The sequence below is a fragment of the Maribacter sp. C-4077 genome (genome assembly GCF_055378385.1).
Genome location: NZ_AP038807.1, coordinates 1,844,415 through 1,863,195 on the forward strand (window position 1 = coordinate 1,844,415; position 18,781 = coordinate 1,863,195).

Below are 18,781 nucleotides of genomic sequence, written 5' to 3' on the forward strand. Positions count from 1 at the left end.
CTACATGGATTCCGAACTTGTACCGAAACGTTCTAAAAGAAAATTATTATGGAGGGATGCCTTTTTAAGCACCCTTCTTTCCTTGATAACCTGTATTTTGTTATCACTACTCTTTGTAAACCTAAACTTTTTTAATCCCCTTAAAAAGGCCTTGGAGGATTTTAGTTTTTTGGATATTTACTATAGTGAGCAAATGCATCCCTATTTGGAGTTGGATTCTAATATTGTTTTAATCAATATCGAGCACGAAAACCGGGAGACTATTTTGGAAGGGTTGCAAAATGTGCTCGACGAAAATCCAGCAGTCATTGGTTTTGATGTAATGTTGCAACATTTAGATAAATCAAAGACCGATACCCTTTTGGCCCGAGTACTCAATGATAAAAAAGTAATATCGAGCTATATTTTAAAGAAAAGTCAGTTCTTTTTAAATCATCCGTTTTTCGTGCGTGATGGTAAACAGGGCTATGTCAACTACAATTTTGGCTACCAGGATGCCGTAGTTCGTGAATTTACCCCCACCTATGTATTTCAGGAAAATACTTTTGAGGCATTTCCCGTGGCCGTAGCCAGGTCGTATATGAGTACCGACGAATGGTATGCCAGAGGATGTCCCAAAAAATTGTCGAAACCCATATTGATAAACTATAAGAGTGATTACTTGGGATTTGTCCATTTTCCGCTAAAGGATTTTCTATCGATTCCCGATAAAAAAATGGTGAAGGACAAAATTGTTTTGTTCGGTTATTTGGGCAGCCCTACCGGAAACCCCTTTGATGTGGAAGACAAACACTTTACCCCTTTGAACAAGGTAACGGCCGGTAAAAGCATTCCGGATATGTATGGTATGGTCATACACGCCAATATTATTTCCATGATCCTATACAATACTTTTTTATATGAAGTTCCTTTGTTTTGGATTGTTATACTGACCTTTTTCCTCAGCTTTCTGGCCAGTGCCTACTTCATTTGGCTGGACACGAAATTAAAGATCAGTTATAGGACCGTACGCAAAGCCATTTTATTCGTGTTTACCGTACTCTTTGTTTGGTTGACCATCGCCCTATTTAAAAATGGGATTGTCATCAAGTCCGCTCCCATTATTGCCGTGACCCTTTTTAGTGCCGGATTTGTAAAGTTTTATAAGCATTTGGTAAAGTATATCAATACTAAGACGGTATTCAACTCTTATTACAGGTAAAAGTGGATTATTTTTCCCGTGCTACTTGAACAATCTCTTTTTGAAACCGAAGGTCATTTTTCAAAATCGCAAAGAAGTCGGATATGTAATTGTGTGCCGTTTCATAGCTCTTGGCTTCTTTGAATAGGGATTTGTGCACGTCCAGTATTTTTAGGATTTCCGATTCTTTCGAAAGAAAATTCGAGCGGGTATCTTCAAAAAGGGTGGGATTCCGTTTGAAACCCCGGTACTGGCGTTCAGTTACTTTATCAATATCCAAAGGAGTATTGTTTATATTGGATACAACGGCATAGGAAGCATTCACTAGACCGCTCATGTCAAAATCATAAGGTACGGGATAGCTTTTGCCTTCTTTAAAAATCAGTTTTTGGTTGTGACTATAGGCTGTGGAGAAATCCGTATTCCCTATCATAAACTGAAAGAAGGCATTGGTGGTAGAGATGGTCTCATCTTGGTTTAAGGGATGCATAAAACGTTTAAGAACTTTGGCATCATGGCGCTTGGCCACCACCTTATCATCCTCGATAAGGATGGTTAGCAAGGTATGGTTTTTTGGTTTTCGAGCGGCCCAGGATTCCTCACCGTTATAAAGGTTCTTGTTCGGGACATTTAAAAACATGGCCAAGGGGTGTAGTTCCTCTTTTTCACCACGGGTATCCGTATAATCCAAGATCGCCAGGCGGGTTTTAAAGTGGATAGTCGATAGCACTTCGTACATTTGATAGGCCAAGTATTCCTTGAGTACATCATCATTGCTGCGTTCCTCCAGAAGGCAGGGCAGTACAATTTTTACGTTTTTGTGGTCTTCAAAGGGCGTGTTCTGGGTACCACCCCGTTTAAAATAGACTTTTAAGGGGGTAAAATAGCAAGTGTTCTTTCTAAAGTTTCCCCGTGCCCTTAGGGATACGGGAACGGTATCCCAATTTTCTCCTTGCTTGTACAGTAAATCGGTATGAATGCCCTTCTCTTTATTCGTCTCCTTTTTTATTTGCTTGTTGGTGTAGGAGAGTTGGATAGGGAGGAGATGTTTATTTTTAAAAAGTTCAGGAACATTTGTACTTGATTGGCCAAAACTAAAACTTATTACACAAAAAAAGAGACTTAAATTTCTAATGTTTTCTAATATAGACATATGTTTGAATTTCCAATAACCTAATAGGAAAACCTAGAATAGGTATTTACACTATTATCAATTCCATTTTCGGTCTTGATTGTTTCCAATCTGATTATATAATCCCCTTTTTCTATACCGCTCTTCAAAATACTTTCTTCTTTGCTATCTGTTTCAAATCTGGTATCACCTCGTTTGGTGTAGTTTAATTGTGTTACATCTTCAATGATTGATCCTGCGTCTATTTTATCACTTAAGGATATTATATAGCTCAGGTTTTCCTGATCTTCATTTTCATTACTCCAAGTCACATAAAAGGAATTTGCTCTATTTTCTACTGTAATCTCAGAAGGTGACGGCAGAATATCCAATATAGGTTCAGATTCACTAAAAAAGCCTTGTTGAGTAGTGGGGATTTCTTCGCCAGAGTTTAGTCTTCCAATAATTGACCATAGATAATTCTTACCCCTTTCCAAGGTAATTATCGTATCCAGTTTTATACCACTTACATTATAATTGGAAGTTGAATTATCATCTTCCCTTATCAATTGTATACTAAATTCTTCGAAACCTGTTTCACTGTCTACGGACCAAGAAAACGGTATTTCTAAGCGATTGTTTGTGGTTGAAACCCCTCCTTCACATAAACCATCTGGTTCAATTAGGGTAATGGAATTATCTTTAGGAATAAATTCACCCTCACAGGAGACAAAAATGAGAGCTAGTATTACGAGTATGGAGGAATATCTAGATTTCATCTACTTAATTTTTAATTAATTTAAGGGTATTGATAACTTTGTCCTCGGAAATGATTTTACAGAAGTAAGTTCCATTGGATAATGATTCAACATTCACTACCCAATTTGATGATTTTTGATTCAATCTTTCGAAAGTAGCTACAACTTTGCCTGTAGTATCGTAGAAAATTAATTTTAAGTTATTTGTGCTTGATAATCCATCAAGGTGAATTATGCTTTCTGTCGGATTTGGAAAAAACTTGAATTCGTTAAAGATAATTTCATGATCGATTATTCCTTGGCATTGAATTTCCCCTCTAATTTGGATTGAATTTTTTCCTATTTGTAAAGGAAGGTTAAATTCTTGAGGCCCATCATTTTCAAATCGATGATTATAGCTTTTATCATTTATTATGACTTCATAGAATTTACTTCCTGATACTTTCAGACTTGCTTCCTTTTTCTCCGAATTAACCATTGAGGATAAAAGCTGAGTAGAATTTAAGTTCTCCCGAATAGTTAAGTTAAAGGAAGGTGGATAAATATCATCCCTTCCCTTAGCTTGAAGTTTTACTGTATAATTACCAGCTTCAAGCTTTTCGAATAAAACTAAAGGGGTTACAATTCCATTTTGTAAATCTGCTGAACCAACCTCTTGAGAATTATTAAATAATTCTACATTAAAATCAAATGGGGAATTATTTACCATGGCAATTTTCCCCTCACTGACCTCTGGGCATGTGGCACTATAGACAAAGGCACTTAAGTCGCTTGGATTCAGATTTTCGGTGTTTTGTTCTTTGCTAATTATATTTACGGAACCGGATAAAGTGTAATTTTCTGGATTTAAATTATATCCAATTCCAGTTTTTAAATTTATAGTCACTGTTTCATTAGGCTCTATTTCCCCATCATCTGTAACGACCTCAACATAAATATATCCGATACTTTCACTTTTTTTTATGGTAACATATTTATTCAAATCATTGGTAATATCTCTTTTTCCAGGACCATTTCCATCATAAATTCTATAATCATCACCCTCTATTGCGAAATCTAGTTCATTTGTTATTTCAAAATATACTTTAATATCTTCAGCTGCACTAGCGGAATTACCATTTGAGAAAAGCTGTATTTCAAAAACACCGGAATTAGGACTTCTAGTGCTATCTTCATACAAAGTTTCATTTGGAACACTAAGATTAACATCGTAATCGCCAACGTCTTCATCGGTTATATCAATTTCTACAAAGCTATTTCCATTGTCTATAGAATAACCAAATCCATCAAGGAGTTCAATGATTACCGTTTCTGTGCCTTCAGGTTCTTCCTCTCCTACTGGTTCATTTATGGGAATAATTCTAAAGACTGCTTCGGTAGGACTAGAATTGGAATCTAAATAGATTACCCCTTTCTTAGACTTCGTGGAGATGTTTTCCTCAAAAATCTCAAAGTCATTATTAGATTCTATTCTATAATCAACACCAAAAGTGGCAGTGGAATTTTTAGTTAAAATAAAGCTGAAACTAATATCTTCTTGGTTTGTGATTTCTAGTGTATTTAATTTTATTTTCACTTCAACAAAATCGCTAGGATCTTCCTCATTCATGGTGGCTTTCGTGGCTTCAATACTCGCTGGAATTGCATCAATAATTTCAAAATCAAAACTGACCGTTTCATTCGAAGAATCTCTGTCTTTGGGCCCTACGTATTCATAATTTGAGTTATCAGGTGGACTAAAGGTTATTCTAAAACTCTTGGGGCTGCTGTAGTCACCTTGTTCAACACGCATGTTTAAAAAATTGTCGATTTGGTCAATCTTTACAGATCTGGGAATATTTTCTAAAGTATTTGTGTTTAAGGTAAAACTGCCATCTCCGTAGTTAGCACGTGTACTTGTATTGGATGAGAATTCCGCATTAAGGATTTCAATGTTCAATAGATATGGAAGAGCGTCTTGCACTCCCTTTTCTGCATCAAAGCTGAATAGTATATCCTCCCCTTCTTCTACTTGAAAGAAATAGCAACAATCTTCGCCACCAAAATCACGTCTTTGTACATTTCCAATAAAGTCTGTTATTATATCAAATGGGCTGTTTTCATCCAATACCTTTATTAAAAAAGTATCTTGAGGATGTACTAGGTCCAAAGGCGATGTAACGGGTAAAAGAATTAAATTAAAGTAATTGGGTTCCAAATCATTTACATCTATTTCCTCAAGATAGGTAAGCTCAATTATTGCTGTTGAGTCATTGGGTTTAATAATAAAGCTTTGTGGTAGAGGATTTGGACTGATATCATTAAAATCTATCGGGTTTGCTAATTGATTATCGGTGTTATCGAAATCAATAGGGATAATAATATCAGCTCCTGTATTGTTCTTATAGTAGGTTTCATCAGGGTATTTTAAAGCTATTTCAAACTTATCCGCAATTCCGCTGTTTTCTCGACCACCAATATTAGTCAATGAGGTAATAATTCGACCTTCAATATCATTTTCAACTATGGTAAAACGCATTCTATATGGAGCAGAGGGATTTGAAGCGTTTTGAATCGAGATTAAAGATTCATCAAAACCATTTTCTTTGAATTGTATGGTAAATTCTTTGTTTGACTCAAAGATTTCGTTATCATCTAGCGTAATATTAATTTGAATTTCAAACTCATTGGATGTATCTACTGTAAAATTCAGTTCTTGGTTATCAAAGGGTAAATTGTTCCCATCACCGTCAACTAGTTGAACATTGTCCTCTGTAATACCAGAAACACTCCAAGGCAAGCTAAAGGGAAAACCATTGGCGCCTTCGGAGGAAATATCATTTAAGGTTATTTCCAAACTAGATCCTTCAACAACCTCAAAAAGTTCAACAGGGAATTCACCTTCTAAATCATACCCAAGGGTAGTAGCACCCAGTACTTTGGTATCTAAAGTCAATGACGGTGGCTCACTCGAGATATTATCCTTTATGGTCACCTCAAAACTCGTAGGCCCCTCTATGCTAAACAGTGACGGATCTGGTGAAGAAATGGTTATGGTGTAGGTTTCATCACCTTCCGTTACGCCATCATTTATGGCCAAAATAGTAATGCCACCATCAGGGTTGGCAGAAGATACAGTAAATGGGGTCGTAGGTAAGGTGGCATTTCCGTTAAAGGTAAAGTCTTCCGTTGGGCTATTGTTATTATTTGAGGTAAATTCGATAATGGGCGTATATGGAGTGCCATCGGGAGCTGTAGGACCACTTTCAAAATTCAGGGTAAAACTGTTACCTTCGGTAATTTCGATTGCAAGCGGGTTGCCTGTAGCGCCAGGGATGCTTGCCGTTACGGTAAATGGTTGTAGGTTACAATTTGTTGAATAGGACGTGTTGGCATCTTTTAACCAATTTGCTTGGTTTTCTGCATTGGCTACATTGCTCACTTGGATACATGTGAGGGCGGTGTTACCCGTAGCATTAAAAGTAGTAAGGTTGGTATCCGCTCCGGAGATGTCAAGGCTTGTTAAATTTGGATTGTTTGAAATTGTAAATTTTAGAAGGTTTGCCGTAGTTCCCAATTGAATTGCAGTAAGGTCGTTGTCCGTAATATCCAGTTCTTGAATGGCTGGACAGGTCGAAAAGTCGGCTGTGGCAATAGAGTTAAAGTTGAGTCCAACGGTCTGTAAATTTGTAAGCCCACTAACATTTAATGTTTGAATATTACATCGCCATGCCCTAAGCTCCCTTAAATTTGTATTTTGTGAAAGATCCATGGAAGCTATGTTATTACCTTCTACCCTTAAAACCTCCAAAGCTGAAAAATGCTCAATTCCTGAAAGGTTTGTAATGCCCAAGCCAGGAGGAAAGTTTACAATAGGAATGGAGCCAGAGAGGTTCAAAGTTGTCAATACTTCCACTTTTTCCTTACATACCAAACCATTTCCAAGGATTCCATCCCCTACGTTTAGAATGTTTTCTAAATAGGCTTCAAAATTGGCATCTGGAATGTTAACGGTTTCAGTACATCCATTCGGATTATAGACATGGAGTTCCCTTCCAATTCCGCTACCATCTGAGCCTGTTACATATAAACTACCATTAAAGAAAGAACCATAAACGGGTGTAAAACTGTTTGAACCAGAATTGTAATCCTCGGTAAAATTAATTTCACCACCTGCTTCATAAATGTAAAGTTCACTACCAAAAGCATTGGTGAATCCAGAGAAAGCTAGATAGTTTTGATTTTGTAATGGAAATCCACCCAATGGGTATTCTAATCCAGCTGCAATTGGAATTATTTCTTCATTACCCATAATATCCCTTGACACCAATTGAGTGTTGTCCTGGTCAAAGAAAAAGAGCTTATTTTCAAAAACAGTTAATCCAAATGCGAAATTTAGTTCCACACCAAACCCCCCAGGTCCGTTTGTGTTATTATACCATAAGTTATAAGGTTGGTTGAAATCCCCGTTTCGGTATAAAAAGTATAAATTATCTCCTAATGAAGTAAGATAGGAAACGGATGTGTTCAGAAACGAAGTCACCTGTTCAACCACTATACCATTACTTTTATATATGGCATCTATAATACTGGGCTGACCGTTGACCATATCCATTTCTTTACCTACAAAATATAGTTCTCCAAGATGTAGAACAAATTGACTTGGATCTAAACTAATAGAAGACACTTCCTCAACAAGTCTCACGATACTACCATTATATGCCATTAGCTCATGGTTGGGATTTAAAGGGTCCGCTTGATTAACTTCACCACCAAAATAAAGCTCGCCATTATATACAAATGCAGAACCCCACATAGAAATGGAAGAATCCACTACTGTACTCCCAGATCCAGTACCATAAGGTCTGTTTAATCTGTGTAATTGGTTATTGGCATTGAAGTATAGGTCGTTATTATAAACAACCATGTCATAAGCATTAAATCCTTCTTGCCATGCTATCGAAATGGTTTCATTAGTATCCATCATAAATATGGCAGGCCCACCAGTAGATTGTCCTATAAAAAATAAAAAACCATCATGTTCTAAAAATTGGAACGGATTAGATTGCTCGACTCCTGGCAGGATATCTTCTACCAATCGAATCTGTGCAATAGAAATCAAAGTTGTTAAAAGAAAAAAGGGGAGTAATAATCTTTTCATTTTCATCTGTTCTTTTTTATACTTTTAAACCGGTTAGAGGTAATTCGCTAAGGAAAATCTCGCTGATTAATAAGAATTGTATTTAGCTCATCTCATATTTTTAAAACACCTCTTCCAAAACAGGCAGGCTGATTCCAAAATAAACGTGATTTAAAGGTTTGCCGGTAGCCACGTTGGCCAGGGCAGCGCAACCTGCTGTGATGTATTTATAGCGAACAGCCAAGCCAATATGGACACTCCCGGTTTCCATTACATACGCGAGGGGGATGCTTGCGCTAAAATCCGGGGTTTCATACCGAGGGGCCAACGTGGCCATACCAAATTTGGAGTTGGTAAATTCATCATCCTTAGAAGTCAGTGCCTGTACGTAGTTGAGGTTTACATAGTATTTATTGTCATTCAAGACAAGGTAATCTGCATTGATATGTAAAGAACGAGGAAGCGCAAAAGTAACGCTGCCCTGTTGAATCCTATCGCCTTGTGGAGTATTGTCATTATTACCGTTCAAGGATTGGAATAGTTCTTCGATATTGTTGGCTTCAATTGGACTTCCGCTATAATTGAATTCCTGTTTTCGTATGTCCTTCTTCTCTTTTCTATATTCAATACTACCAATATCCAAAACAGCCACGCTCAATCGTAATTTATAAATATTCACAGTTGCACTACTGTTTCTAGCTCCAACCCGGTTGGTTTCCCTAGGACGCCACTCGTAAACCAGGCCAATATCTCCTCCTATTCCCTGTCCATTGTAGTCAAACCCTACAGCATGAGTAAAAAAAGCTTTAGTTTCAGCTGTTGCGTTAGAAGGGAGTGATTCGCGGGCTGTATTTAAATAAGTTAAATTTTCAACTCTAGTTATATTTCTGGTTTCATTTGTTGTAATGCTACCTCGAACTTCGGTACCGCGTCTACCGGCCAAATATTTAATGGTGCCACCAATTTTCAAAAAGTGATAGTTACCCCTAATGGCGGCAAAGGCATAGTTGATACCAAATTCGTCCCATTGGTGGGAGGTATGGTTGAAGTTACTTATGCCTTCTGGTATATTGGATTCCTCCCCACTGAACCTGGCCCAAATCCCTCCATTGTAGCTTTGGTAATCCGTGTAGGATCGAGAACGCCATAAAAATGCAGCGGCATGTCTGGGAGAAAACCCCCAAAGTACGGAGGGCATTAAAATGTCCTGGTCAATGACGGAATTATTTTCAGTACTAAAATTCTGTTCATCATCCCCCGAAAAATCCAAAGCATTGAATCCATTTGGTTGTTGGTTGATGTCCAAAAAATTAGTTTCGCCAATGTCGGTAGGGTTAAAAAAATGATAGGACATGCCGTTGATGTGATACCTATATTTGGATTCCACACTGTTGGCCGGGTTTTGCACCACATTATAGATGCCGCCATAGTTGTCAAAAACGGTGCCGTGGCCAAATTGGGCAAGTGCCAGAAATGGTAAAAAAAGTATAAATGATAAGGTATAGTGGTCTCTTTGCATTTTGGTTGGTGGTTTAAAGGTCCTTATGGACAAAAGGGGGGATTTTCAAGATAGAAAATTTTCATGGGTTTTGTCTTTGTTAAATAGCTTTTTGTCGATAAAAAGATAGGTTTATCGATAAAATCAAATATATCAGGTAAAGGTAAATTAGGGAATACCCATTACTGGGTATAATTTTGAATGAGGAGATTGATAATCAATCGATTATTACGAAAGAAAAGATAAATAATTTTTAAAGAAAAAACCTACTAAACATCTTCGTTTAAAACAAACTTAAAACTGAATATCCGTTATTTTTCTTTCCTGATATATACCTTCTTCGGTCTGAGGAATGTCACTTTTTAAGGGAACCAGACTTGCTTTAATCTCGGTAGGAAATTGTAGCCCGTTAAACTCTTTATAATGTCCATACACTATTTTCCGTTCGATGTTTTCCTTCTCCTTGAGATTTCCTTTTTTAAAAGATTCAATCAGCTCTTTTTCTACGATGGCATACAGCAATCCCGTGGCCGTTTGATAATAATAGCTTTTTTCTACGGTCACACGTTTCCCCTTTTTTTGTAGGTCACCAAATTCCAGGCGTTCCTCGGGCAGTTTGAGTTCAAAACATTCGATGCCGTCGATTCTTTCCCTTCCGTCGTAGGTCGCTACCTCTGGATTGGACAATAAAACAAAGTCTTCAAAAAAATTGCTCAAGCTTGGCTCAATGTCCTTTTTAAACTCATAGTCATCTTGTTTTTCTGTACCTATTCGGGGAGCACCTTGGTTCCATTTTTCCTTATCTGAAAATTTCCATAATAACGAGTCGTTTTCCACTTTGTAATTCTCACTGTAATCCCGTCCCTCCAAGGGCTTGTTTACCAAGATGATATTTGGGTTCAGCACATATTCATGTTCAAATTCATTGGATACGGCATTTAAGCTTTGACCAATTTTTTCGGTAATTTTTTCGCTAAATTTTAGTTCCCTTATTTGGCCTAGTTCCTTTTGACCTCCAACTGACTTATAATACCTGTTAATAATATGTTCTGGAAGAATATCCCGATCCGGGGTATTTTCATTTAACAGAACCGTTCTTTGGGTTGGATTATTGATCCTGTTCCATCCTTCTTTTATGGCTTCCAAACGTTCTGCCCTTCCGGGATGGGTGCTAGAGGCTTTTTCAGGATAGTTTTTGAACATGCTTTGCGCTTCCTCAAGCGTACTTCCCATACGTGCCATGGTAGACCCGGCAAACCGGTCTGCACTGATCTCATACCTGTGATTGCTCCCCACATTGTTCAAAGAATGATAGTTTAAAAGATGACCCACCTCATGGGCCAAAACCCCTATGGAAGCCCAATCCGTACGGGAACTGTTCTTCATTTTGGAAAGCCAAATGGGGTCATATAGGATATATGGGTCTTTTTTACCACTATTGTCTTCTTGTATACTGGCCAATGCGTTTTGAATATTTGGGCATTGCCTAATTTTAAAGGTTCTGTTTAAGCCCATCTGGGCCATGATTTCGTCCACGATAGCTTCGGCTTCGGGGTCGGCTTGATAGCTTTGGTTGCCAAAGCAATTTTCATCCACTTCTTCGTATACAATATCCTGTTGGAAACCCTGACCAACAGCTGATTGGTAGAACCATAAGAACAATAGTAAAGTGAGATATTTCAAACCTTTAAAATTTGGTTAATAGCTTGATGCTTAAAGAGGTATATAACGTACCCTAACAAATCCCTAAATGTGGGTTTCATACTATTTTTAAGACTTAGAGTTGTAAAATACTAAATTTTGTCAATTGTTTAAAATGGATGGTGCGTACAGTGCTTTTTAATTGAATTTGGTAAATAAAATGCGTACCAATTGTAGGTTATTGTTTTTTTGATTTGAAATCTTTACTCTTTCTTTTGTGGTACACAGGTATTTTAAGTCCAAGGAATATGTCTGCCAATTGGGCATTATTGCCTAGGTTGGAAAATAAACTTCCAGAACCTATCAAAAGCGGACCCAATCGCAACCCTAAGCCTATTGAGGTTCCACTTAATTTACTATTGGAAATGGGCAGGTAGGCTCCAAAAATCCTGGATTCATACCTTGGTGTTAGCGTAATGAGATTCAAAGGGTTGTTATTAAAAGTGGCATTCATATCCAACAAACCTTGGTTTATATTTAGGTTCAGATACCATTGCTTGGTTAACCAGTAATCAACGTTTAAATTAATGGTGGCAGGTAGTTTCCAGGCTTGGTCATTTACAAGGGTTTGTGGAACAACCTTATCCTCAATGGCCGATATGAAATCTTCTTCTAGATCTTGGGCAGCAAATGTTGCGTTAATTTGATAGGTGGAACTCTCTGTATTGCGATAGGTTATTTTTCCAATATCCAAAAAAGATAGGCCCATTCTTAGTTTATATTGATTGAATCCCCTAGGATTATCGCCATTGGAAGGAGCTAAGGATGAGGGGGTTCTAAACTCGTAAACAACGCCAAAATCAAAACCATACCCTGATGAAAGGTTGTCAAAATAGTCAACATCCCCCTCAGTTTCCGTGGCACTAAAGGCATAGGAAAGGTCACCGTTTAGGGACACCTCTTCGATACTGGAATCGTACTGGCCATTAAGCTGCGTACTGCTACCTTGAATAGCCCCTCCGCCAAGGAGGTATTTTAAAGAAATCCCTCCTTTTAACCTATGATATTTTTTTTGTAGCAGTATTAATCCATAGGATAGGCCTATTTCAGCCCAAGCGTGTGTGGTAAAATCCATATTGTTCGCAACAAAATCAAAGTCCTGGTTGGCAAATCCATCATAAACACTTTCAAAAAGAGTACCGTTAATATTGTTTATGTTTCCAATGGCCCTAATTCTTGTAAATAGTGAAAGTCCGTTTTTCTCATTAAGTGAAAATTGTATGGAAGGCCCCAATACATCCAAGTTTATCAAAAAGTTATTAGTATCGGAAGCAAGTCTCTCCAAACTATCAAAACTATCATTTTCAATAAAAGAAGTGATATTCCCCAAGGTTAAGGGGGTGTAATCAGTACTTGCTATACTATTGATGGAAAAAAGGTTGAGTTCCCACTTAGTACGGCTGTCCGCAAGGCTACCCGGATTGATAATGGTGTTATGTATTCCGCTAAAATTATCTGTAAAAAGACCGCTATAGGATTGGCCGAAGGTCTTACCCCAAAGTATAAATAAGAATAGAATATACGCGTATTTCATAAGGTTATCCAAAGTTTGGTTATCATCAAAAATAGGAGGCGGGCATACCTGATTCAATACCTAGTAAAGGGTATATATAGTTCTCCTTAGTATCGATTTGAAGGAGTAAGTAAGTTTCTTTGAAGCCGGTTGAAGAAAAACTTGGTCATTCGCCAAGTGCCCGTATCAAAAATTTGGAAATATTGTTCTGGTTACTTTGATAAAGTTCAAGATATCGGTCCCAATTTTGGGTCTTTGCATTGATTTCACGTACCCTTACCTGAATGGTCTGCAGTACTTTCATTTTTGGTATTGCCTGATAGTTTATTTCTGGAATTTCCCTTTTTTCTCCATCGATGAACTGTTCGTCCAAAAGAATGGGATTAATGTGGAATTCCTGGGCCTTATCATCCTCGTCAAAATAATAAAATCCAATGTCCAGAATATAGTTTATTCGGTTACCTGGTCCACTTAGTTTACACCAAGAATGATTGAGTTGGTAGGATTTTAGGCCGAGATAATAATAACCTTCTACATTTTTTACTGTACCTAGGTCAAATACAAATCGATTGATTGTTTCTTGAACTCCCAATTCGTTCAGACCAGTTTGTTGGAAGACCATGTTTTGCTCAGGATCTAGTTTTTTAAAACTTCCGGAATTCTCAAAAAAGGAATAACTGGCAAAATATTCTTTGTTGAAATTATCAGGATTATAGAATAATTTGGAAGCCCCATCAACCAACAAGGGTATCAGTTTGACGGCCAATGCACCCAGGGCCAGCCCAAAGGTTTCCTTAGTATCCGTTGATTCCGCTTTAAATAAGAGCTCTCGTTTAATCTCTTTGAAATCGGTCTTTACAACCTCTTGGTTTTTCAGGGCATAGTACGTTTCAACTTGGGAATATCCGGAAACATGGGCAATCATAAAAATGGTTAGAATGTACAATGACCTGATAATCATTTTCTTTGAGTATTTCAATTATCTTTAAAAATAGGGGAAAAGATTAAAATTCATACTTTTTTTCCAAGGCGTACCTCAATAACTCTCCTTTTCCCTGGATTTCTAATATGCGCATCATGTTTTTTCTATGGGTGTCAACTGTGTGTATACCAATAAAAAGTTCATCCGCAATTTCCCTTGAGGTTTTTCCTTGTGCGATCAAGGATAATATTTCTTTTTGTCGCTTGGTCAACAGACCTTTGCTGGAGGCCTTTTTTTGATTTTCGGTAAATGAGAGATCAATATTGCCATCATAATAGGTACCGCCATTGGCAACGGTCAATATTGCCTCCAAGACTTGGTTTAGGGAAGCGTTTTTAAGGATATACCCGGTGGCACCCGCATGCAACATTTTTTTTACGGCCCCCTCTTGGTCGAACATGGTAAAGGCCAAAACGGTAATATGGGGGTACTCCGCTTTGATAATTTTTGTTGCTTCAATCCCGTCCATAATGGGCATTCTAATGTCGGTAATTATAACATTCGGATTTCTTTTACGTACCACCTCCAATAACTCTTGCCCGTTATTGGCAGTGCCTACAATTTGAATGTTTTCCTCGTATTTTAGTAGAAGCTCCAAACCATCTATCAATGACTGATGGTCTTCGGCGATTGCTAACCGTATCATATGGGTATATCTATAATTATGGTCGAACCTTTACCAGGTTCAGATTCTATGTGAAAAGTGCCCTCCAATTGGGATATTCGTTTGTCGATACTTTTGAGGCCCATTCCATCTTTTCCTTTCTTTAAGGTTTTAGGGTCAAAACCTATTCCGTTATCTTCGACCAAAATGTTTAGTACATCACCGTGGTTGGTGAGGTGTATGTTTGCCATTGTGGCCTTGGAATGTTTAATAATATTGGTCGTTAATTCTTGTATAATTCTGAACAGGTTGAGTTCCAAGCTGTTTTCAAGCCGATTGTCCAAACCAAAATCCTGTACCGATACCGCTATTCTATTTGATTGCGAAATTTTATCAGCCATTTGATTTACGGCCTTCAATAGTCCTTGTTTCGCAATAACCCCGGAATTTTTTTCATGGGCAATGGCCCTTATTTTTTCATACGCTTCGTCTAATAATTCATTAGTCTTTTTATAGAGTTCTTGCCTATTGTTTATTGCTTTATCTTGCAAAGAATTGAAATGGAGTTTCACGTTGGCCATCAACCCACCCAAATCATCATGAAGATCATGTGCAATTCGTTGTCTTTCTTTTTCTTGCCCTTCTATCATGGCATCAATAGTAGCAAGTTCTTGGTCCTTTAGAAGTGTTGCTACTTTCTGTTCCTCCAATATTTTTCCCTGTTCCGCGAGCAATTGTTTGCGCTTGGTGTTTTTATAGGTAAGTACACCAATGACCGACCCAAAAAGAAGGGCCAGTCCAAGCCCCAAGGTCCAAATTTTTATTTTTTTGTTTTGGGCATCCAATTCGAGCTTGTCTAGCTTGAGTTTGTCGGTTTGATTTTGGACTGTTAAAATGGAAGATTCTAAGGTATTGTTTTTGTAGCCAAGCCTATATTCAATTTCCAATGATTTGTTAAGATAGTGGTATGCACTGTCGTATTGCCCTTCTTTGTGGAAGATAAGAGCGTTCAATCTGTCAATATAAAAAGTGTCCTTTAGTTTTTCGGCAAGCCTCCCTGAGGCTTTGAGGTATTTTTTTGCTTTATTGAAATTATTATTTTGAAAATTTATAAAGGCAATTTGCCATGCTATAGATGCTCTCATATTTATTAAATCAGCATTGTTGGCAATAAGACTATCCGATTTTAAAAAAAAATCCTCTGCCTTATCGAATTCCTGCTCGATTTTATAATACATTCCTTTTTCGTAATAATATCTTGAAAATAGGTTATTGTTCCTTGGAATACGTAGAAATAAGGAATCCAATTTTTCCATATAATTGTAGTATCGGGCATCAACATCATTTAAACTGTCATCGGCCTTTGTGAAAAAAACCAAGTGATATAATATCAACAAAGCTTCATCAACATCACTGGACTTTATCTCTGTAAATCTTTCTAAAAAAGATTCGTATTGCTTACTTCCTATAAAGATTTCAGTACTAAAAAGATTTAAAATGGCGATTAGGGCAGCTTTTTCTAGGTAAATGTTTTTCATTTTTTGAGCTACCTTAAGGGCATTTGAAAATTTTTTGTAAGCTTCTAAGGATTGTCTATTAGGGTTGTAAGCATATTGGTACCCTTGGTAAAGTAATTTAGTAAATGCATGTTCATCAGAATCTTTTTCATCTAGAACCATTATTGTATTATTTGATTCCAACTGCAATAATTCAATCAATTCACCAAGCAATCTTTTGGACTCTTCATTACCAATAAGGGTTATTGTATTTTTTGCTGCTGTAAAATCTTGAGACTTTAGTAAATCATAGAACCTTTCCAAAGGTGTTTCCGCAGAACTGATTGTAGAAATAAGAACAATTATGAAAAGGCAAATAGTTTTTGGCATAGACTAAAAGATAACCTTGTTATAACTATGCCAACATCTTTTACCAGGAAGTCCAAACGCAATCTCATTTTCGTTCGTTTGTTTAAGTTCAGTATCCAATACCTTGTCATAATTTGCCTTACGAACAATATGTGTCCCATCCTTATAAAAGAACTCAAAATCGAAAGCTTTGCCATTATCGGGTTTACAAGCAATTCGCCCATCGTCCATAAGGATAGCATTACCATTCTTGTCAAGTTCTGGAAACATAGGATTTAAATAACGTTCGGCATGTAGATAACTGCCTTTTTCAAAATGGATATTTTTTAAGTCTTCTTTATTAAGTGAGAAGGTCTGTTGATCGGACAAGGCTCTTGTGTACACTTTAAATGTGATTGTGTTTTTACCATAATTTGAATCGACCACAACGGAATCTATTCCTATAAAGTAAGTAGGTTTATAATTGACAATCTCAAATTCAATATTCCTTAAGGTTCTATACTGGGGTCCTAAAGAGGAATTTTCAATTTCGATGGAGGCATATATTCCATAATTGGTCTGATAATTCTGCCCCGCCATTAAAAGTTGTTTTCGGGTATCATTCAAATCCATGGTTGAACTATATTCCTGTAGTCCAGTTACTTTTTTGACTATAACATCATTACTTCCCTTAAATTTCTGTCCCAAAAGAGGATGAAAACTAAGACTTAAAAGAAGGAAAGTAATTAGAAGAGGGAATTTTTGAAATGTTTTCATTTTTTGTATAGTTTTTTGGTGTGGTCTTCAAAGATTATAATAACCAACAAAGTAGGCTATACCGGATAGTGGGGATATTTCCAAAAGATAGGAATTTAATCGGATATTGGTTTATCAATAGTGCCTTTATAATCAATATTTTAATGAATAAGCATCCGGTTTATCCAGAAAAAAGGTATGGTTAGTGACCTTAACCAACATTCTGGGTCCAATAAGGAAATATCCCCCATGATGTACTTTGTTTTGGTTCTGGTTACCTTCGTTTTGTTGATTCTTGTGGTATTTGCCATCATCGATTTAAGAAAGTCGACCAAGGAATATCGCGAGTACAAAGATCAGGGAAGCGATACCAAAACCGACCTTTAGATGTATCGTTTTGCCAAGTTTCATTAAAAGTGTCTACATTTAGGTACATTAAATTTTCCTATGAAATGAGCCATAACAAGTTTTGGTTTTATCGAGATAGTTATTGGCGATATCGAAGATTCATGAACACCCAAATTAGACAAACATAAATGATGTGAATAATTACATCTGACCTATGAAAAACAATAGAAATAAACAGATGAATAGATGGACTACTGCGATGATGTACTTAGGCATACTCTGTATGATGGGATGCAATATGAATTCTGATCACATGACCTATGATTTATATGTAGGAACGTATACGGACGGGGATAGCAATGGTATTTATCAACTGAAATTCAATGCGAATACAGGAGCCTTAACCAACAAACAATTGGCGGCAACTATTGAAAACCCTTCATATATAAAGTTCTCTCCAGATAATTCAATGCTTTATTCCGTACTGGAAACAGATTCCTTTGAAAATAAAACTGGCGGTGTTATGGCCTTTGAATTAATAGAAGGTAAACTCGTTGAAAAAGGGGGTGTGGTTACCGTGGGTGCACATCCTTGTCATATAGCCGTTTCAGATGATGGGAAAAATATGACTATTTCTAGTTATACTGGGGGGAATGCCACCATTTTCAATTTGGACGAGATAGGTGGGCTAATGAAGAATCCACAAGTAATTGACCTGCAAAGTTTGGATACTGTAAAGACATCCCACACACACTCTGCCGCCTTTACAAAGGAAGGGTTATTTATAGCCGATTTAGGGCTGGATGCCATGAAGCGATTTTCTATGGATGCCGGAAAGTTCAAACCAAACGAACAGCCTTCCATTGATTTACCAAGTGGTGCAGGGCCAAGACACTTCACCTTTGGTCAGGATGGGAAGTTCTTATACACCATAAATGAATTGAATTCTACCATCACTGTTTTTGAAAGAACGGGTTCAAAATATATTGAAAAGGAAACCCATTCTACCCTTGCGAACGATTTCTTAGGGGAAAGTTACTGTGCTGATATCCATTTGTCCCCTGATGGTAATTTTCTATATGGATCCAACCGTGGCGAACAGACCATCGTCATTTTTAGGGTGGACAAAGCAACAGGTTCCTTGAGTCTGGTGGACAGGGAGTCCGTCCGGGGAGATTGGCCCCGTAATTTTACAATGGACCCAACTGGGAAGTATCTGTTGGTAGCCAATCAAAAAAGCAGCAATATTGTGGTATTCAGAAGAGACCAGGAGCTAGGTACTTTAGAATTCTTGGAAGAAATTGAACTGCCCAATCCCGTTTGTTTGGAGTTTCTGGATTAATATTTACATAGGCCAGGTTCCTAAA

General features: G+C 37.3%; 13 protein-coding genes. 3 read left to right on the top strand and 10 right to left on the bottom strand.

The window, feature by feature from the left end; translation table 11 throughout:
- Positions 1–4: 4 nt before the first annotated feature.
- Positions 5–1,201 (top strand): CHASE2 domain-containing protein, encoded by a 1,197-nt coding sequence (locus ACZ41C_RS07950; protein WP_464565406.1) that lies wholly within the window; start codon positions 5–7, stop codon positions 1,199–1,201.
- 7 nt (positions 1,202–1,208) lie between these two features.
- Here ACZ41C_RS07950 and ACZ41C_RS07955 read toward each other — a convergent pair whose 3' ends face one another.
- The 10 genes from ACZ41C_RS07955 to ACZ41C_RS08000 all read right to left on the bottom strand — a co-directional run bounded on the left by ACZ41C_RS07955 (position 1,209) and on the right by ACZ41C_RS08000 (position 17,087).
- Positions 1,209–2,333: a hypothetical protein gene (locus tag ACZ41C_RS07955; protein WP_464565408.1), complete on the bottom strand. Its 1,125-nt coding sequence runs from the start codon at positions 2,331–2,333 to the stop codon at positions 1,209–1,211.
- Positions 2,334–2,353: 20 nt separating this feature from the next.
- The gene (locus ACZ41C_RS07960) at positions 2,354–3,070 is read right to left on the bottom strand and encodes a hypothetical protein (protein ID WP_464565410.1); all 717 of its coding nucleotides are present in this window, start codon (positions 3,068–3,070) and stop codon (positions 2,354–2,356) included.
- A 4-nt stretch (positions 3,071–3,074) separates the two neighbouring features.
- Positions 3,075–8,189 (bottom strand): T9SS type A sorting domain-containing protein, encoded by a 5,115-nt coding sequence (locus ACZ41C_RS07965; RefSeq protein ID WP_464565412.1) that lies wholly within the window; start codon positions 8,187–8,189, stop codon positions 3,075–3,077.
- 100 nt (positions 8,190–8,289) lie between these two features.
- On the bottom strand, positions 8,290–9,687 hold the full coding sequence (locus ACZ41C_RS07970; protein WP_464565414.1) for a DUF5723 family protein: 1,398 nt from the start codon (positions 9,685–9,687) through the stop codon (positions 8,290–8,292).
- 273 nt (positions 9,688–9,960) lie between these two features.
- Positions 9,961–11,349, bottom strand: a complete 1,389-nt coding sequence (locus ACZ41C_RS07975; protein ID WP_464565416.1) for a M48 family metalloprotease — start codon at positions 11,347–11,349, stop codon at positions 9,961–9,963.
- 196 nt (positions 11,350–11,545) lie between these two features.
- Positions 11,546–12,901 carry a DUF5723 family protein gene (locus ACZ41C_RS07980; protein ID WP_464565418.1) on the bottom strand — a complete coding sequence of 452 codons (1,356 nt, stop codon included), beginning with the start codon at positions 12,899–12,901 and terminating at the stop codon, positions 11,546–11,548.
- 145 nt (positions 12,902–13,046) lie between these two features.
- Positions 13,047–13,841 carry a hypothetical protein gene (locus ACZ41C_RS07985; protein WP_464565420.1) on the bottom strand — a complete coding sequence of 265 codons (795 nt, stop codon included), beginning with the start codon at positions 13,839–13,841 and terminating at the stop codon, positions 13,047–13,049.
- Between the two features lie 43 nt (positions 13,842–13,884).
- Complete coding sequence (locus tag ACZ41C_RS07990) at positions 13,885–14,508, bottom strand: response regulator (protein WP_464565422.1); 624 nt, start codon at positions 14,506–14,508, stop codon at positions 13,885–13,887.
- Positions 14,505–16,004 carry a sensor histidine kinase gene (locus ACZ41C_RS07995; RefSeq protein WP_464565424.1) on the bottom strand — a complete coding sequence of 500 codons (1,500 nt, stop codon included), beginning with the start codon at positions 16,002–16,004 and terminating at the stop codon, positions 14,505–14,507. The genes ACZ41C_RS07990 and ACZ41C_RS07995 overlap by 4 nt, the downstream gene beginning before the upstream one ends.
- 351 nt (positions 16,005–16,355) lie before the next feature.
- Positions 16,356–17,087: a hypothetical protein gene (locus ACZ41C_RS08000; RefSeq protein WP_464565426.1), complete on the bottom strand. Its 732-nt coding sequence runs from the start codon at positions 17,085–17,087 to the stop codon at positions 16,356–16,358.
- Positions 17,088–17,264: 177 nt separating this feature from the next.
- Between ACZ41C_RS08000 and ACZ41C_RS08005 the strand changes: the two genes are divergently transcribed.
- Complete coding sequence (locus ACZ41C_RS08005) at positions 17,265–17,453, top strand: hypothetical protein (RefSeq protein ID WP_464565428.1); 189 nt, start codon at positions 17,265–17,267, stop codon at positions 17,451–17,453.
- A 199-nt stretch (positions 17,454–17,652) separates the two neighbouring features.
- Positions 17,653–18,756: a lactonase family protein gene (locus ACZ41C_RS08010; RefSeq protein WP_464565430.1), complete on the top strand. Its 1,104-nt coding sequence runs from the start codon at positions 17,653–17,655 to the stop codon at positions 18,754–18,756.
- Positions 18,757–18,781: the final 25 nt, after the last annotated feature.

What these genes read in the sequence shown, in the direction of transcription:
- ACZ41C_RS07950 (WP_464565406.1), top strand. Translation starts at nt 5, where the DNA reads ATGGATTCCGAACTTGTACCGAAACGTTCTAAAAGAAAATTATTATGG.
- ACZ41C_RS07955 (WP_464565408.1), bottom strand. Translation starts at nt 2,333, where the DNA reads ATGTCTATATTAGAAAACATTAGAAATTTAAGTCTCTTTTTTTGTGTA.
- ACZ41C_RS07960 (WP_464565410.1), bottom strand. Translation starts at nt 3,070, where the DNA reads ATGAAATCTAGATATTCCTCCATACTCGTAATACTAGCTCTCATTTTT.
- ACZ41C_RS07965 (WP_464565412.1), bottom strand. Translation starts at nt 8,189, where the DNA reads ATGAAAAGATTATTACTCCCCTTTTTTCTTTTAACAACTTTGATTTCT.
- ACZ41C_RS07970 (WP_464565414.1), bottom strand. Translation starts at nt 9,687, where the DNA reads ATGCAAAGAGACCACTATACCTTATCATTTATACTTTTTTTACCATTT.
- ACZ41C_RS07980 (WP_464565418.1), bottom strand. Translation starts at nt 12,901, where the DNA reads ATGAAATACGCGTATATTCTATTCTTATTTATACTTTGGGGTAAGACC.
- ACZ41C_RS07985 (WP_464565420.1), bottom strand. Translation starts at nt 13,841, where the DNA reads ATGATTATCAGGTCATTGTACATTCTAACCATTTTTATGATTGCCCAT.
- ACZ41C_RS07990 (WP_464565422.1), bottom strand. Translation starts at nt 14,508, where the DNA reads ATGATACGGTTAGCAATCGCCGAAGACCATCAGTCATTGATAGATGGT.
- ACZ41C_RS07995 (WP_464565424.1), bottom strand. Translation starts at nt 16,004, where the DNA reads ATGAAAAACATTTACCTAGAAAAAGCTGCCCTAATCGCCATTTTAAAT.
- ACZ41C_RS08000 (WP_464565426.1), bottom strand. Translation starts at nt 17,087, where the DNA reads ATGAAAACATTTCAAAAATTCCCTCTTCTAATTACTTTCCTTCTTTTA.
- ACZ41C_RS08005 (WP_464565428.1), top strand. Translation starts at nt 17,265, where the DNA reads ATGGTTAGTGACCTTAACCAACATTCTGGGTCCAATAAGGAAATATCC.
- ACZ41C_RS08010 (WP_464565430.1), top strand. Translation starts at nt 17,653, where the DNA reads ATGAATAGATGGACTACTGCGATGATGTACTTAGGCATACTCTGTATG.